The 16797-nt window shown below is 40.2% G+C and carries 11 protein-coding genes; 3 read left to right on the forward strand and 8 right to left on the reverse strand.

The window, feature by feature from the left end:
* Positions 1-7 precede the first annotated feature (7 nt).
* The 5 genes from brxL to AACU33_RS06225 are packed head-to-tail and all read right to left on the reverse strand — an operon-like array spanning position 8 to position 9540.
* Positions 8-1456: a BREX system Lon protease-like protein BrxL gene (gene brxL, locus AACU33_RS06205; RefSeq protein ID WP_096587558.1), complete on the reverse strand. Its 1449-nt coding sequence runs from the start codon at positions 1454-1456 to the stop codon at positions 8-10.
* A complete protein-coding gene (locus AACU33_RS06210) occupies positions 1443-3638 on the reverse strand; it encodes a hypothetical protein (protein WP_096587559.1) in 2196 nt (731 codons plus the stop codon). The genes brxL and AACU33_RS06210 overlap by 14 nt, the downstream gene beginning before the upstream one ends.
* Positions 3639-3643: 5 nt before the next feature.
* Positions 3644-8251 carry a hypothetical protein gene (locus AACU33_RS06215; RefSeq protein ID WP_096587560.1) on the reverse strand — a complete coding sequence of 1536 codons (4608 nt, stop codon included), beginning with the start codon at positions 8249-8251 and terminating at the stop codon, positions 3644-3646.
* 34 nt (positions 8252-8285) lie between these two features.
* A complete protein-coding gene (locus tag AACU33_RS06220) occupies positions 8286-8726 on the reverse strand; it encodes a hypothetical protein (protein WP_096587562.1) in 441 nt (146 codons plus the stop codon).
* Positions 8716-9540, reverse strand: coding sequence for a hypothetical protein (locus AACU33_RS06225; protein WP_096587563.1), 825 nt, complete (start codon positions 9538-9540; stop codon positions 8716-8718). The genes AACU33_RS06220 and AACU33_RS06225 overlap by 11 nt, the downstream gene beginning before the upstream one ends.
* A gap of 138 nt (positions 9541-9678) precedes the next feature.
* On the opposite strand from AACU33_RS06225, the gene dndE reads away from it, so the two are divergent.
* Entirely contained in the window at positions 9679-10065 is a 387-nt protein-coding gene (gene dndE, locus AACU33_RS06230) for a DNA sulfur modification protein DndE (RefSeq protein WP_096587565.1), read from the forward strand.
* Positions 10066-10137: 72 nt separating this feature from the next.
* Complete coding sequence (locus tag AACU33_RS06235; RefSeq protein ID WP_096587566.1) at positions 10138-11589, forward strand: DNA phosphorothioation-associated putative methyltransferase; 1452 nt, start codon at positions 10138-10140, stop codon at positions 11587-11589.
* Between the two features lie 161 nt (positions 11590-11750).
* Here the strand turns inward: AACU33_RS06235 and nblS are convergent, their stop codons facing one another.
* Both nblS and purD read right to left on the reverse strand, forming a co-directional pair.
* Positions 11751-13643, reverse strand: coding sequence for a two-component system sensor histidine kinase NblS (nblS, locus tag AACU33_RS06240; protein WP_096587568.1), 1893 nt, complete (start codon positions 13641-13643; stop codon positions 11751-11753).
* Between the two features lie 206 nt (positions 13644-13849).
* Positions 13850-15130: a phosphoribosylamine--glycine ligase gene (gene purD, locus AACU33_RS06245; RefSeq protein WP_096587569.1), complete on the reverse strand. Its 1281-nt coding sequence runs from the start codon at positions 15128-15130 to the stop codon at positions 13850-13852.
* Between the two features lie 155 nt (positions 15131-15285).
* Between purD and AACU33_RS06250 the strand changes: the two genes are divergently transcribed.
* Complete coding sequence (locus AACU33_RS06250; RefSeq protein ID WP_096587570.1) at positions 15286-16020, forward strand: DUF1995 family protein; 735 nt, start codon at positions 15286-15288, stop codon at positions 16018-16020.
* 121 nt (positions 16021-16141) lie between these two features.
* Here the strand turns inward: AACU33_RS06250 and AACU33_RS06255 are convergent, their stop codons facing one another.
* Complete coding sequence (locus AACU33_RS06255; RefSeq protein ID WP_096587571.1) at positions 16142-16759, reverse strand: Uma2 family endonuclease; 618 nt, start codon at positions 16757-16759, stop codon at positions 16142-16144.
* Between the last annotated feature and the right edge of the window lie 38 nt (positions 16760-16797).

Genomic DNA, 16797 nt, shown 5'->3' on the forward strand with positions numbered 1-16797 from the left:
ATCATTATTACTTTGCCTCTACATAGATTTCTCGACCAAGCTGCTTAAATTCATCATCAAGATAATATTGTGAATTTCGGATAGCTTGGCGTAATTTACAAGCAGGTTCTAGGCAATCACGCTCATAATCCATCAATGTTAATTCTAAATGGGGATAAAGAATTTTGAGAAACCCTGCTGCTGATTTAAGAATCGCATCTTCATCACGAACCTTAACATTTTTTTCAAAGTGAGTATGCTGCTTTGCGTAAGACATAAAGCGATTATCTTGGCGTAGCGATAACAAAGCTTCGCCAAAGAAATCCATTTTTAACCCAACTTGATTAGCTACCATTTCTCTTTGAAATTTAGGAATTTTCCAACCAGGAATAATCCCATATAGTCTATCCAATAATGCAGTTTCAGAAAAAAACTTAGGCAGATTAGCAATTAAATTGTCTTCCTTACGTGGTTGTAATTGTTCATCTAATTCGATATTAGCCAGCATTACTAACCCACAATCACTAGAAATCTCCGCAAACCCAGAACGATTATAACGACCGCTAGCAAGATAATTTTTTAATGGGCCAATTACTTCTTCAGGGTTATCAAAGGTTAAACTTTGAACTTCATCTAGAACTACAACTTGATGACGTCCGAGTAATCCAACTTCTTTAGTTTTACCGTTGATAAATAATTGGGCCGGAGTAACTTTACCACCGCTAATTAAACTGACTTTACTACTGATATTCTCAAAAAAGAAGCTTTTACCTGTACCTTTAGGAGCTAATTCTATTACATGATAATTAGGCTCTACTAATGAGAGCAACCTCGCCAATATCCATGTTTTTGCTTCCCGATCATAACTTGGATGTTGGGGGTTAAAACCCATTGAGCAAAATATTAAATCTCGCCATTGTTGTGTATTGAATTTTGCCCGACATTCGGCATAAGCTTGCAAGTCAACTTGCGAACATTGGAAGGGTTCAAAATCCATGACTTCTACTTTACCTTCAGGCAGCATAGCTAAAGTAATTTTGCCCCAAATTCCTTGCCGTAAAAGAATTTTATAGCGTTCTACAATCTCAGTAGAAATGATACATTCAGTTAAATTTAGTGCGGGAATTTGTGCCAAAGGTTCGGGAATTGTTTTTCCTCCCTGTTCTAATCTGATGCGTACCTGCATCAAAGCAATGAGTTTTCGGATCTCTCCCTGCGTTAAGTCAAAAATAATTTCGTTGCGGTCATCTTTACGAGGAAATGCTTTTTTAATAAAATTATTTACTTTTTCTAATTCTGTTGATGTGAGTGTTCCAGAACCAGGGACAATTTTATCTAGTAGCCATTCACCAACAAAGCTAGGCAGACCAATAGAACTTAACCCACTAGAGGGTAATCTCGTTTTATCAATACAGAGATTGCCGAAAATCTCACGCACTAAATCGCTATTATAGGTTATTTCTTCATAAGAATTCATCGATATCAAATCCACTATTAAATATTTGCTTGATGGTGATTTTTGACTCAGGATTAAGGGCAATACTTGCAGCTTCAGCATTGGCAAATTGAAAAGCTAATTCACCAGATAAAAATAAGTCATTTCCTTGATTAAGCGGCAATTTTGGTACTTCTGGGATGATGATTGTAAAACTACAACGTTGATTTGCTGGAATTTCCTGAGTTAATGGTTTTCCCTGTTGAAAAGCAGGCAATTCTTGAATATATAGACAAAGGTTTGTCAGAGGTAATGAGTTAGGATTATCGATAGTAATTTCTAGTTCTCCTGATTGTTTGGCTTTACCTTCACCAACGCAGAAAACTAGCACAGGACGGCGTTGAATAGATTTTCGCAGGACAGATACGCCAACCAGCACTTCTTCGGGAAATAACCCTCCATGTGAACCGATAATTTTTTGATTGCTAGTGTAGCTAAAAGAACTTAAACTAGCGGAGCCTTTCACAATACTAATATCGTGAGGGAGACTGTAGCGATTGCCTTCCAAAACCACAAATCTGCTATCATCAGTTTTACCAATCGCCATCCTTCCTTTAGGTTCTAGTTCTGGGGGGCAGTGGGTGATTTTTTCGCAAGTACCCATCATCTGTCCGTGGTCGCTGGCAATCACAATTGTTAGTGCTTCTGGGTTGGGGTATTGTTGCAAGCAATAATCAATTTTTTTGGCAATACCTTCTAAAGTGTGGGAACGGTCAAGTTCGTAAAGACTTTGCCAGTCTTTTTGAGTGTGATACAGGCGATCGAACTCATCGGTATCCCAGCAATATAGCTGATGTGTCTTTTTTCTCAAAGCGCTGTAAAGCCTATCAACTTGTCCATCTGTATAACGTTTGCCTACGCCCATTTTTACAAAAGCTTTGCCAGCATTAGCAACCCAAGCAGAATCATTAGGCAAAAGTTGCGCGTATAGACTCCATTTCGCATATTCTGTTTTAGTGGGTAGGATGCTAAACCGAGGCTCAATGGCAATTTCTACAGCTAGTTTGTATTTATTTGTTAGTAAAGATAATAGTTCTAAGTGGTCTAACCATCCTAAGCCATCAACCACAACCCACAACACAGCACTTTCTTGACAAAGGTTTTTTACTTTTGAGGCAACGCTGTAATTAAGGTAGGAATTTTCTACAGATTCTATCTGCATCTGGGGGTAGTGGTGGAGTACCCATTCGACAAAGCTAGTCGCCAAACTTTCACTAATCTTTGGTGCAGAGGTAGGTTGCTTGATGACTTCCCAGCGACGGAAGGGCAGGTAATCTTTTGTTGCCCAAACTAAAGCTTGCTGAGGAGTTGCATCTAAAGCTAGGGGTTGGGGTTGCGGTGGCGGTTGGTTAAGGCTTAATTCTTGCTGTTGCTGATAATTAAGATAAGGTATAACTTTGGCTTCTCTTGCCCGATTTATCCAGTTAGGTCGTTTACCTAAAACTTTGTAAGCACAATTGGCAATTCTTTCCATACCTACTTGGTTAGTAGGTATGAGAGTTTCTAATACTTTGCCTTCAGTGCGAAAGATGAGTTGTTCCCAGTAGCTATCAAAGTCTTGAGTGAGTGAGTCGGGAATTGGCAAGGGATATTTGCCAAGGTCGTTGAATACTGGTTCTGCTATGCCTAACCAACAACGCAACAGCAATAATTTATCTTCAGTCTGGTAATAAGTTGCTAACTTATGTTGCTTAAACTGCTGCTGCCAGACTCGCTCAAAAGGTTGATATTCTTGTGGGACTAAAATTGCTAACCAAGCGGCAAGATGGGAAATAGAAGGTTCAGTAAACCATATCTGCCTATTACTGTTAAGGATGTTTTCTGCCAAAAAGTGGGCAATAGAATTGTCTTGGGGATAAGCATCTAACTGGGTAACAAAAATCAGTAATTGCTCATCATTCCAGTCTTCCGGTAAGGGTACAGTAGCAAATAATTGTATTAGTTTGCTGCGAGGATGTTGCTTAATTTCCGCTATTTCCTCACTTCTATTCCAAACTTGCAGCCAAGTTTTTGCCCATTCGCATAATCGTTCACCTTTTACCCAGCACGGGGCATCACTGATACCAAAAAACTGTATCCATTCCACTTCTGTGGTGATGGGGACATAGCCAGAGGGAATATCGTAGAGTCCGGTAGGATCTAGTATGATACGCCTATCACTCATTCCTATTACTCCTCCGTCATTTCTGAGAGCATTTGTCCTATCCTCTCGTACAGATTTTGTTGCTCTAGACGGGGAAGTTGCTGGAATAGTAAGAGAATTTGATTGGCAATATCTCTTTCGCGTTCCTCAATACATTGACGTTCTATACTTTCAAGTAATTGAGTAGTTGAGTTGTCAAGTAAGCTGATATATTCTGATTTTTCCTCTTGAATTTTATCTAATAAATTGTTAGCTGCTGCGAGTTTATCCGTATCATCAGATAATTGGTTGATTTCGGTAAAACTACTTTCTAAATCTTCAATCCATTGCTGGGCAGCAGCTTGTTGCTTTTGTTCTATTTCTGTATGGAGTGAATGTAGGCGATCGCTAAATTTCTCTATTACTGCTTTATTTCTATCTTCCCAATTTTGTAATCTATCTAACTGAGTTTGACAAGCTTCTAAAGTCTCTACTTTTGTTGACTCGGCTATTTGTAATAAATCAATTATTATTGCTAAATCTCCTCTAATTCCTTCATACTCTGTTTCTATTTCCGAACCTGAGTATTGAGGCGACTTTTTCAGTAATTCTTTTTGAAACATTTGGGCATCTTCTACGTTTGTTAAATACTCTAAATTATGCTTATATTCTTGTAATTCAGCAGTATATTCTTGGATTTTTTGCTGGAAATTGACTGCTAACTGAGCAATTTTGCTTTGAAAGCGGTCAATATTAACGATATTCAACTCTCCACTAGAAATTCTTGTCAAAGCATCATTACAACTGGCAATAGAATTACTTTGTTGATAGCGATTTTCTAGACTTTGTATTTGCTCTAGGTCATTCTTTAAACTCTGAATTTTTGGCTGTAGTTCTTGATAGGCTGCGTAATCAGCAGAATCTTGAAAAACAATATCCAGTTTTGCATATTCTGTATTAATAGTATCTAACTCAGGGAGACTATTGACTGATTGGAGTTGATTACGAATATTTACCAAGCTAGAACGATAGTCAGTAATTCTGTTTTGAATAGACTGAACAAGTTCAGCAATTTCCGGCTGAAATTTATCAGGATAGTTAAAGCGATATTGTAAATTTTCAATTTCTTGCAAGGCTTCTTGAGCAAGATGAATTGTTTTGATTTTTGTGGCAGAATTGCGAATACTCTGCATGATTTGCGTATCTTCGGCTTGCTTTTGCCCGGCTTCTGCTTGCTGCCTGATTTCTGTTAATCTGATGTTGGCAGTGCGGAGGGCATTTTGCAAACTCTCGATTAGATGAGAAGGTATCTCTGCAATTTGATTAATTTGGTCAATTACTTGTTGAATTTCTCTTTGATAAGTACTACAAGCTTGTTCGGTAGATAAGGACTCAGCAAGCTTGCTTTGTTCTGCTACAAGTTGGTCAATTTTTTCACTGACAGTTTGGAATGCTTTGTTAAAGCGATCGCGTTGTTGTTGTGTTGGTAAAATTGGGTTGTCTGGCGATCCTTTCTTTAGTTGAGAATAAAGTGATAAAAATGCTGCCAATGGTGCATCGCTAGGTAAGTTCTCGGCAGCTTCTACTGGTTGAAACCACTTGTTAATTTCCGCAACTCCAGCACTCACCTGCTTTCTATTCCTAATTAACTCTTCTTTCTCTAAACCCTCCGGTTCATTAGACTCTAAAAAAGCCGCAACTTCCGCTAAATAATCTTGCGCCTGGTGATAATCTATAGACGATGACGGCAGAATCGGCATTTGTATTTGTTGGCGACGAATTAGTTTAGCTTTTTGTTTAATAATCCAATCATCAACAAATGCGGTGGGGTTTTGCAGAATATCAGTGTTACCCCAATTTTGTAGAGATTTCTCCTCTAAAGGAACAATCTCTCCCTTTTTAGGAGTAAGTTTGATGCGTCCTCGTAAAATAACTTCTTTGCGGTGAATTGCCAGCCATCCTGCTAGTAACATAGTAAAGTTATACTCGCTATAACCAAAAGGCGGAGCAGAGAGCACTTGCCAAATTTTTTCTAAGTCAAAAGTATTTTTTGGCAATCCTTTTAAGTCAGTGAGTTCAGAAATTTTATCCCAAGCAACACGTATTTTGCGATCGGTTGGTTCTTTTACAATATACTTATCTGATGTTTTCGTAAATAGATGCCACAATTTGACAAAAATCTGGTCAATAACAGTACCGTAAGAACGGTCAGGAAGTGTCTGTTGATTGATATTATCTTCTATGAAGATTTGTTTTGCAGTCCAACCAACGATTTTTTTACCTGTCTGATGATCTGAACGCATTTTATCAATTTCATCAACAGGCGGAACAAAGGGATATAAATCTTGTAAAAGGAAACTGACTACCCGTTGCGGGTTTTGTTGTTCAGTAGGAGTAAGTTTCTCAATTCCGACGCAATGATAAGTACAATTAGTTAATAATCTGTTTAACCGCGTAATTGCCTCTTTTTGCCAACGCTGAAGCTGTTCTTGATAGGCTTTCCCTAACAAGCGTTTATCAGCAATATCAGTTTTTTCCAGAGCTTTTATCCTGAGAATTATCCGGGCTAAATTTCCAGTTTCTTCTGTAGGAATAGCAACGGCAATATATTGTCTAACTGGCGATTTATATAAATAATCTGCTATCTTATTACGCAAATCTTGTAATTCTTCTTGAGTTTCTCCCAAGACATAAGCCAAAATTCCCTTTTCTTTAGTCTCTTTGAGAATTCGATTATTCTCTAACGCTCTAATAAATTTATCAATACTATATATCTTATACTCAAAACGCCAGTCCTCACTCACCAATTGGTTATCTTTGACAAACTGCGTAGCACTAATTGTAGTATTGGAGGAATATTGTTTCAGAATATTAATCTCACTACAGTAAGTCACTACATCATTAATTGATGTAGTCTGTAATTTTATTTTCTCCTCAATTTCTTCTTGAATATCTTTAGGATTAATTTCTCCCCAGAATCGATAAAGTTTAATTTCTGGCTGTTGGTAAATTAGGGATCTTTCTTTTTCCAGTTTATTTAGCGCTGTCTGGAGTTTAGATTTAGTTAATCCTGTCAAAGCTACCAAAATCTCTTGATGTTCTTCTCGGTCAGCTTTAGTAAGTTTTTCTCCGCTAGCTTCGTATAAAAATAAAGCTTTAAGCACAGTTAATTCATCTGTATCATCGGCACCTGAAACTATATCTACAGCTTTTTTATATTGGCTATAAACAGGATAGTTAGAAAAGTTCTCTAGAAAGGTGTCTACTAAAGCAATGGGATATATGTAATTGAGTTTTCCAGTATTTTCGACAGGCTGAGTATCGATAAAATTTTTGACATAGTGTTTAATAAACTGAATAGCAGTTCTGTCTTGAGTAAAATCAAGGTTACACAGTAGATATGCCGTTAGGGGATGGAGTGGAAAGCAACCCTCAGACAAGTGATTATAAAATTCTTGAAAAGACCAGCCTTTTTCTCGATAAATTTTAATTCTTCGCTCAAAAGCCGTTTCAGCTTCTCTCCTCAGAGTGTTATGCCAGTGAGAACGGAATTGTTGCCAATTACTTTCGTTTTTTGGCAATAATAAGTTTTCTATTACCAGTTCTAAGCTAGAAGTAGGATTATCATAAGTAGTACCATCTTTTGGTGCGAGGCGAGTGGCAACCTTTAAATATTCTGGCATTGCATTAGCAGAGATTCCTACGCCTCTACTTGGATGAATTTGAGTAAAACTTAGCAGAGCGATTTTACCTTTGTAGTTCTCACAAATGTTAGTAATATTTTGCAGTGCTGTGCCTCCAGCACCAATATCATCTGCTGCCCAAGATTTTAAATAGTAGTTTAGCTCATCAAATAAAATTAAAATTCCTTGAAAGCGAGCAGTTTCACCAGTGCAATAATTTTTTATCAGGTCTTCTAGAATTATTTGAACATTGATATCGGCAGTAAAATCAGGAGTAAAACCAGTGATTTGAAAAGCCAGTTTTTTAACAGTAGATATAACACCAGAATTATTCTCTCTGAGGAATCGAATAAGAGAATTCACATCACCATCAGGATTGCCTATACTTCGTAAATATTGCTCTGCTTTTGCCCTATTCTCTGGATTCAAACTTTCTAAGTAGCGTAGAGGTTCGCTGCATATATGCTGTGCTAAAGAATCTTGAATACCTTGTGCTTCTATACTTTTAACGAGTTGTTGTAGAAATTGCTTTCTGATATCGCCGCCTATGTCACCACTAAGACATATAACTAAATGTTGGTGGCGTTGATTTTGTTTAAATAGCTTTAAGCCTTCAACAACAGCCTGACTTTTTCCAGATGTCGCCTTTTCTATTTGTGACAAAATACCTTGTATTTCCGGACTGTGGAAGGGTTTTTGGAAAAAGTTTGCTATAGCGATCGCAAAATGTGACTTACCCTTACCATATTGTTGAATCATCAAGTGGATGTTCGGCTGATTTGCACTATGATAACTACGGCGCACGGCATCCAAAATACCAACTGTAGATAACTCAGGTTTTGCTTGGTCGTAGTTAAAAATAAAACTTTCGCACAAAGACAAATTCTTCTGCGAATCATCCATCATGCCAAAGTTTACAGAACTGGCAATACTACCCTTTTCGTTGATTTCAACAAGTTGGTTGAGGAGCATAGTAAATTAAAAATGGCAAATGCAAAAAAGATAATTATCCCGAAGGAAGACGCTTAATTCGCTCTGATGGCCAATTTTTAGGTGCTAATTGCTGGGGTAGTAGTATCCACAAAAGTCTTTCTAGCTTGCGAGTCTCTTCCAGTTGTTTCCAGAAAAGGGTAATGCGACTGCCAGATGTAACTCGCAGATAAGTAATTAGACAATCTAACCCTTCCAATAAAACAATCTGTTTGCTCACCCCAGAACACATTGATTTAATGGCACTGAGTTCGATATCTAAATTGTGATGAAGAGCAAGAAAGTTCTCTGCTGGATGAATCCTTTGTAGCAAATTTTTTCGGTAGTTGGCCCGATGGGCGTTGTTGTAATGAGCGATACGCACCAATTCGGTTTCGTCAGGCCTGTCCCAAAGCAGCAGATGAATTCGGTCATCGGGTCTGGCATGTCGCAGCGGCACGGGAACTTCATCTGTCATAAGCTTTCCCCAGCAGTGTCAAAGGTTCATCCCAGCGCGGAATCACCTGAAAAGGAGGTACTGCCCGTCGCTGTTCGATGATGCCATAAGCTTCCAATGCATTTAGCTGTTCTTGTAATGCCTCTGGTTTTATTCCTAATACGGGAGCAAGCCCCATTTTTTCGTTCAGAATAGACTCAGTCAGAATGGAACTTTCGCCTTGAAAGTCACGTTCCCATAATTTTGCTAAGAAGTAGCCTAATAGATAAGGGTTAGGTAAATTAGCATAGCCACTAATATATTTATCATTTTCTTGAGTAATAAACTTGCAGGCTGCTAAAGCAGTAAACTCAGTATATGCTCGTAATATAAATTTAATTCTGTCAGCAATTACTTTGCTTTCTTCGTCAAATATCGACGCACTGTGGTATAGCAATTCTTCTTTAGTAAATTTAGGATAGCGAGGTAAAAATGTATATACAAAGTAAGCCCATGCACCCCAATCAGCAGGGTTTTCTGGTGTTATTTGTAGACCGCGATCGCCAAAACTTAAATAAAAGTGCATCAACCAATCTGTAATATTCGACTCAAAGCTGGGGTCTAGTCGCAAAACAATATCTCCCTCTGGACTGGGACGATTATTCTTAATTAATCCTGCACGTATTGCCCAACTTTTTACCCGCCCTACTTTGCCATTACCCAAACTGGTTTTTACCATCAAATTAGGTAAGCTATCATCTAAGCCGTTATCTTGAGCCGCAGCACGAACAATTCTACTTATTTCATCTTTTTTTAGAGCAAAAGAACCATTAAAATGTAATTGCAATTTAGCCATAATATCCTTTAATAACAAATTTAAATGTTTTGATGTATTAGATTGGGTAAACTAAAATTATACCAAATTACTAACAAGATGTTAGGTATTATTAATTATGTGAAAGCATAATATAGAGTATTCCTTTAATCTTTAATCATGGAATCCCCAATTGAAAGAATCAAACTTTCCCAAACAGCTAAAGACCAACTACTCAAACTCCGCCGCAACACCAAAATCGACCAATGGAATATATTATGTCGATGGGCATTTTGTCGTTCCCTTGCAGAACCCACCCCACCTTCCCCCGTACCCATTCCCCAAGATAGCAACGTGGAAATGACCTGGCGCGTCTTTGGCGGCGAAATGTCAGATATCCTCCTCCTCGCCCTGAAGCAACGCTGTTATAACGACGGTTACGCCACCGACAAAGAAACCCTAGCCACGCAATTTCGCCTGCATTTACATCGGGGAATTGGTTACTTAGCAGGCGATCCAAATATCAAGAAAATTGAAGATTTAATTGAATTAGCGGTAAAAGATTGACAGGATATAAAACATGGTGCGTTATGCTGCTGCTAACACAACTAAACCCTGTCAACATCTTGAAATGCTCTTATGGTAGAGAGCTATGTAGAAATTGAGCGTCATCGAGCTGCGATCGCCCGGACTGACATTTCCCGTCCGGTAAGATTGGCTATAGAATGGGCAATCCTCAATCCGGAAACTACCTTTTTTGACTACGGTTGCGGCTACGGTGGCGATGTCCAGCGCGTGGCAAATTTAGGTTACACCAGTGTTGGCTGGGACCCGTACTATTATCCCGATGAGCAAATTACCGCCGCTGATGTTGTCAACTTGGGTTATGTCCTCAACGTCATCGAAGACCCCCAAGAACGGCGAGAAAGCTTAATTAAAGCTTGGGAACTCACCCGCAAAGTCTTAATTGTCGCTGCACAAGTTCTAGTCAACGCACCCAGTAAAACCCAATTAGCTTACAGCGATGGGATTGTTACCCGTCGCAATACTTTTCAGAAATATTACGAACAAGAAGAACTCAAAAGTTACATTGATGAAGTACTGAATGTAGATGCAGTACCCGTGGCTTTAGGCGTCTACTTCGTCTTTCGCGATGAAGTTGAAAAAGAAAGTTTCAAGGCTATCCGCTTCTTTACTCGCAGTTCTACGCCCAGAATTCGTATTCCCAGCAAGCGGTTTGAAGATTACCAAGAACTACTCGCACCATTGATGGCGTTTTTTACCCAGCGTGGAAGATTACCAATCAAAGGTGAATTAAGGAACGAACAGGAATTATTGAGTGAATTTGGTAACTTCCGCCGTGCCTTTAGTGTAGTATTACAAGCTACCGACGAAGCAGAATGGGATGCGATCGCATATCGTCGTTCCCTTGATATCCAAGTTTATCTCGCTCTCACCCACTTTGAACAACGTCCCTCATGGCATAAACTCGCCCCAGAAATGCGTCATGACATCAAAGCCTTTTTTGGGAGTTATGAGGAAGCTTGTGCAGTCGCCGATCAAAAACTTTTTAGCTTAGGTCAACTTAGAGTAGTGCAAACAGCTTGCGAAAAAAGCAAAATTGGCAAACATACCCGTGGTGCTTTATACGTTCATGTTTCAGCTCTTACAGAACTCGATGCTTTATTGCGAATTTATGAAGGTTGCGCTAGCCGTACCATTGGGCGTGTAGATGGTGCTACTTTAATCAAATTTTGCATCGATAAACCGCAAATCTGCTATCTGTTTTACCCCGACTTCGACACCGATCCCCATCCCGCCTTAAAAGCCAGTATCATTATTGACTTTATTACCTTAAAAATTACTCACCGCGACTACCAAACCAGAGCAAATCCTCCCATTCTGCACCGCAAAGAAACCTTTGTCACACCCAACTATCCACTACACGAAAAATTCGCTAAACTTACTCAACAAGAACAGCAACTAGGGCTGCTCAAACAAAAAAGTGATATTGGCACTCGTGAAGGCTGGGAAAAGTGCCTCGCCGCACACAAAGTTGAAATTAGAGGCCATCAAGTTTATGAAGTTTAGTTGTGATTGGGCATGGCGTATAGGTCTATTTATTTAGCATAATAAACACTTCTCACGAATGATTTTATGGTTCCTATTATGGATATCGAACCACAGATAAAGACAGATGCACGCAGATATCGATAAATGTTTATCTGTGTACATCTATAATTGTTTGAATTTCACTCAAACACAGCCAAATCAAACCAAAAAGTAGTACCAATCCCAACTTCACTTACCAAATGAACTTTACTGTGATGCCTTTCCATAATATTGCGCACAATTGATAGACCTAAACCTGTACCTTCGAGGGTATGAACGCGATTTTCTACGCGGAAGAAGCGATCGAAAATTGCTTGTTGGTCTTCAGCAGCAATACCAATACCAGTATCAGAAATTTCAACTCGTACCAGAGGTGATTGCTTGTGAGAGTTGTTAGGCTTGGGATCTAATTGATAGGCGCGAATGGCTACTTTACCACCAGCTGGAGTAAATTTGAGGGCATTACCAACTAAATTAGCTAATACTTGCAGTAACAAATCATAATTACCTAATACTAACGGTAAAGGTGATGTCACTTCTTGAATTAATTCAATGCCTTTATCTTTAGCATTTAGTTGATAAGTACGCAGTGTTTGCTCGATCGCTTGTCCTAAATCTACACCATCAAAATTATAGTTGCGTCCAGATTCAAGTTTGGATAAATCTAAGACATCGTTGACTAAACGTGTCAGGCGATCGGTTTCATGATTAACTGTTTGCAGGAACTCCTGACGCTGATCTATACTCAAATCTTCGCCATAGTCGTGCAAAGTTTCGATAAAAGATTTGATATTAAATAAAGGTGTTCGTAGTTCGTGAGAAACGTTGCTGATAAATTGACTTTTGGCTTCGTTGAGTTCAACTTCACGGGTAATATCTTGTACGGTAATGGCTATACCTTTAACACTTTCCCGTTGTAAATCTAAAACTGTAGTTAAGAGAATGCGAATCGTGCGTTTAGTTGGTTGATTTAAAGCAATCCGAAATTCAGCACTTTCGCATTCTCCTGATGCCATTTCATATAAAGTACGGCTAATTTCCATTTGGACTGCGGGGGGTAAGTGATGTAGCACATTGCACCCTACAACCTCATCACTTTCCCAAGCAAAAATCCGCCGTGCTGTTGGATTAACTAATATCACCTGCATATTGTTGTCAATCAATACAGCACCATCGGCAATTGTCGAAACTAGAGTTTCTAGCTTGGCTTTTTCTGCTGTTAGTTCCTCAATATTTTGTTCTTCATAGCGTTCTAGACGCTCTGCCATATCATTAAAGCTGAGAATTAATTCTCCGAGTTCGCCTCCTAGGGGTAAGTCAATTCGCTGCTTAAAATTCCCGGCGGCGATTTGTTTCACACCTACTAACAGTTCTTTAATTGGCTTGGTGATGGTAAGCGCATTAATTACCCCTGCCAAAATTACCATTACCCAAATTGTGATAAAAACTGCAATGGTGACATCGCGGGTAAAATTGGTAGAGATAACGGCAGTTTGGTTAGGGTTAATGCCAATTGCCAAGACACCCAAGTATTTGTTCTCAGCCATGAGGGGAACAAATACATCAGTCACAGACCCATCCGGAGTCATGTGTTGCCGTACCATCGGCTTATCGCTGTCTTTAGCGTAATCTTCAGGCAATTGGATGCGCCGTTCAATGGTTAAGGAGTTTTTCACCTCTGCTTCCCAAAACGGAATGCCAAAAAAGATGTTCCCAGTTTCATCAGCGTAGAGCATATAACGCACGCTAGAAGTGCTGCTATAAAAGCGTTGCGAAAATTGGGCAACTTCCGTGAGATTGTGGTCAGCAATTAGCGGGGTAACATTGGCAGCCAGCAGCAGTCCAAGGTCACGACCGAAGCGCGTATCATTCATCCGCGCATCCTGCTGAATCGTATTCACAGCCCAGAAGGTCAAACCACTCATAAATAAAGAAACCACTAATGTGGCCACAGCTAACAGCTTGGTCTGGAGTGTGAAATCTGACCACCAATTTGCGATCGTTTCTCGGATTGTTTTCAAAAGAGCCAGCATCTTAAATAAAGTTGTTAGTAGTTTTCCTAATAAACCCCAACAACTAAAAAATTAACAGTTAATTTGACAAATAGGTGAAGAAGTCGGTCAAGAGTCAAAAGGAGCCAGTCACGTGCGGAGGTTCCCTCCGTTGAGTGAACTGGCGTTCCAGAGTCAAACGGAAGGAACGGAGAAAAAGCAAGGGAGCAGGGAGAAAAAAGAAATAACTATTGCCCCTTAACTCTATGCCCAATGTCTCGACGGTAATACATCCCTTGAAAGTGAATAGATTGAATGCCTGCGTAGGCTTGGGCGATCGCTTGCGCAAAATCCTCACCAATACCAGTTACGTTTAATACTCGACCACCATCGGTTACTACTTCTTTTTGCTCGTTCAATTTTGTGCCTGCATGAAATACAGTGACTCCGGTTGCGGTGGCTTGCTCGGTTCCTATAATAACGTGTCCTTTTTCATACGCTCCTGGATAACCTCCAGCCGCCGCCACGACTGTAGCAGCTGCTCCTTTTTTCCAAGCGATCGCTGGCATTTCTCCTAAACGCTGTTCTATACAAGCTAGAATCAACTCTTCTAAGGGCGTTTCCAATAGCGGCAGAATGACTTGCGTTTCGGGATCGCCAAAGCGACAGTTAAATTCCAAAACCTTAAAGTCGCCATTGGGTGCAATCATTAGCCCGGCGTAGAGTACACCCCGGTAATCAATCCCCTTAGCTTTTAAAGTGGCGATCGCTCTTTCTAAGACTTCTGTTTGCACCCGTGCCATAATCTCTGGTGTGGCAATCGGCGCTGGCGCATAAGCTCCCATTCCTCCAGTATTTTCCCCGGTATCGCCTTCACCAATCCGCTTATGATCCTGTGCTGGGAGTAACGGACGAATGGTTAACCCGTCAGTCAAGGCTAAGACCGAAACTTCTTGCCCAATCAAACATTCTTCAATGACAACAAATTCCCCAGCACTGCCAAACTGTCCTTGAAATATCGCATCAATGGCACCATCAGCTTGTTCTACCGTTTCCGCCACCGTTACGCCCTTACCCGCCGCCAAGCCATCAGCTTTGACTACAATCGGTGCGCCCTGTGCTTTCACGTAGGATTTGGCTGCTGCGGCTTCTGTAAACACAGCTGCTTTCGCTGTCGGAATACCCGCTTCTTGCATTAAAGCTTTTGCCCAAGCCTTACTCGCCTCAATTTGCGCTCCGGCTCTGACCGGGCCAAATACCTTCAAGCTTTGCTGATTAAGATAATCTGTAATTCCCTTTGCTAAGGGCACTTCTGGCCCGACTACCACCAGAGTTATCCCATTTTCATGACAATACTTACCAATGCCCTCAAAGTCATCTACCGCTAGGGGTATATTTTGGCAACCTGCCATACTTGCCGTACCCCCATTTCCCGGTACGCAAACAACTTGCTCAATTTGCTTAGATTGCAGCAGTTTCCAAGCCAGAGCGTGTTCGCGCCCTCCATTACCGATAACTAAAACTTTCACAAATTTCCTCTTAAGTCCCTTGCCAAGCGAGAAGCTACTCGCGGATCAATTTTTTCATCAATTCTTGTTTTGATGCAAGCCCCGCAGCTTTTTCCATGAGATTAGAGATCCAATCCTGAAACAATGGTATTAGACACCAAAGTATAATCCAGACTATGAGTGAACTTCCCAAAAGTCTTGAAGAAGCGATCGCCCAATCTCGGACAGCTACCCAAGCTGCTTTAGCAGACGGCCATACTCGCTTACAAGTTGAGTTTGTCTTCCCAGAACTCAAATATATGCTAGTGGCGGAAGACTTTCTGCCTGCGTTTGCGGAATACGATTCCCGCCTCAAGGTTTTCTTTGCTGATGCTGGTGCGGCTGCATTGGCGCGTCGAGAATGGGCAGATGCAAAATTTAAAATTGTCGATGTCGGTACGGGTAGGGCTACTGCAGCCGACTCAAAAATTCAGCCAGAAGATGAGATTTTTCTGTTTGTTGCACCCAGTTCCGTCGAAGTTTCACAGATGGAAAAACTCTGTCAAGAAATTGGCGATCGGCCCGTAGTCCTGTTAAATCCTCGCCTCGAAGATTTTGGAGTTGTCGGTATTGGTTACGCAGCTAGACAAGTCCGCCAACGTTTTATTGGTAACATCGAATCTTGCTACTACTTACGCCCTGTAGACGATCAAACGGCTGTCTTTCGTTGCTACCCAGGACAGTGGCAAGTTTGGGTAGAAAAAGGTGATGAGTATCAAATCATTGCCGAATTGCCGCAAAAACCATCAGGTGATGAATTAGATCTCATACTGATGAAAGGACAAGCCCAAACAACAACTGATGCTACACCTGCGAAAAAGCCTAGTGTATTTAAGAGTTTACAAAGGTTCTTAAAGGCGTTGAGTAGTTAAGAAAAAGCAGACAAAGCAGAGTTAGTAAATGGCTTTCTAGATCCCCGACTTTTGAAAAAGTTGGGGATCTAAATCTAGCAATAATATTTGTGTTGTTAGCGTCAAGAATAATAAAAATGCTCTACAAAGCTCCATTGAAAATCTGATTAGCAGTCAGGTTTAAATCTGGAAAAGTAGGAGATATAATACGTTCCGAATTCCTAAATTGAGCAACTTGATATTCTTCATCAACTAAATGATAAATAGAAATGGTTGGTTGTTTGGGGTTACCAATAAACTTTCTGGCTCCTAAGGCTGCATAATCAACGATCCAATATTCAGGAATCTTCATTGCTTCGTAATTCCCTAATTTGGTGTAATAATCATCTTCCCAGTTTGTACTGACAACCTCAATGACCAAAGGAATGGATTCACTTTGAGTCACGGTAGATTCTTTTTCCCATAATTCCTCATTTTGCAAATTAGCATCGTTGATTAATACGATATCTGGCAAGTAACCCGATGATTTTCTCGCTGGTTTTACTAAAGCTGTTTTGGGGATAAAGTATGGCAGTTTTAAGCGCTTATATTCAACGGTAATTTCTCCGGCTAAAAATCCCGTAACTTTTTCATGCTTTCCACTCGGTTGAGACATTTCTACAATTATCCCATCGTGTAATTCGTACCGTTTTCCGGTATTTTCCGGCAGCCAAGCAATAAATTCTTCAAAAGTCACTAGTTTGGGTAAAGCTTGAGCCATATCAAAACCTCCGCTTGTTTTGACTTTACCATTTCCAG

It is taken from the genome of Calothrix sp. NIES-2098 (assembly GCF_963875125.1).
Classification (GTDB): Bacteria; Cyanobacteriota; Cyanobacteriia; order Cyanobacteriales; family Nostocaceae; genus Aulosira.

What these genes read in the sequence shown, in the direction of transcription:
- AACU33_RS06210 (WP_096587559.1), bottom strand. Translation starts at nt 3,638, where the DNA reads ATGAGTGATAGGCGTATCATACTAGATCCTACCGGACTCTACGATATT.
- AACU33_RS06235 (WP_096587566.1), top strand. Translation starts at nt 10,138, where the DNA reads ATGGTAGAGAGCTATGTAGAAATTGAGCGTCATCGAGCTGCGATCGCC.
- AACU33_RS06250 (WP_096587570.1), top strand. Translation starts at nt 15,286, where the DNA reads ATGAGTGAACTTCCCAAAAGTCTTGAAGAAGCGATCGCCCAATCTCGG.
- nblS (WP_096587568.1), bottom strand. Translation starts at nt 13,643, where the DNA reads ATGCTGGCTCTTTTGAAAACAATCCGAGAAACGATCGCAAATTGGTGG.
- AACU33_RS06255 (WP_096587571.1), bottom strand. Translation starts at nt 16,759, where the DNA reads ATGGCTCAAGCTTTACCCAAACTAGTGACTTTTGAAGAATTTATTGCT.
- brxL (WP_096587558.1), bottom strand. Translation starts at nt 1,456, where the DNA reads ATGAATTCTTATGAAGAAATAACCTATAATAGCGATTTAGTGCGTGAG.
- AACU33_RS06220 (WP_096587562.1), bottom strand. Translation starts at nt 8,726, where the DNA reads ATGACAGATGAAGTTCCCGTGCCGCTGCGACATGCCAGACCCGATGAC.
- dndE (WP_096587565.1), top strand. Translation starts at nt 9,679, where the DNA reads ATGGAATCCCCAATTGAAAGAATCAAACTTTCCCAAACAGCTAAAGAC.
- AACU33_RS06225 (WP_096587563.1), bottom strand. Translation starts at nt 9,540, where the DNA reads ATGGCTAAATTGCAATTACATTTTAATGGTTCTTTTGCTCTAAAAAAA.
- AACU33_RS06215 (WP_096587560.1), bottom strand. Translation starts at nt 8,251, where the DNA reads ATGCTCCTCAACCAACTTGTTGAAATCAACGAAAAGGGTAGTATTGCC.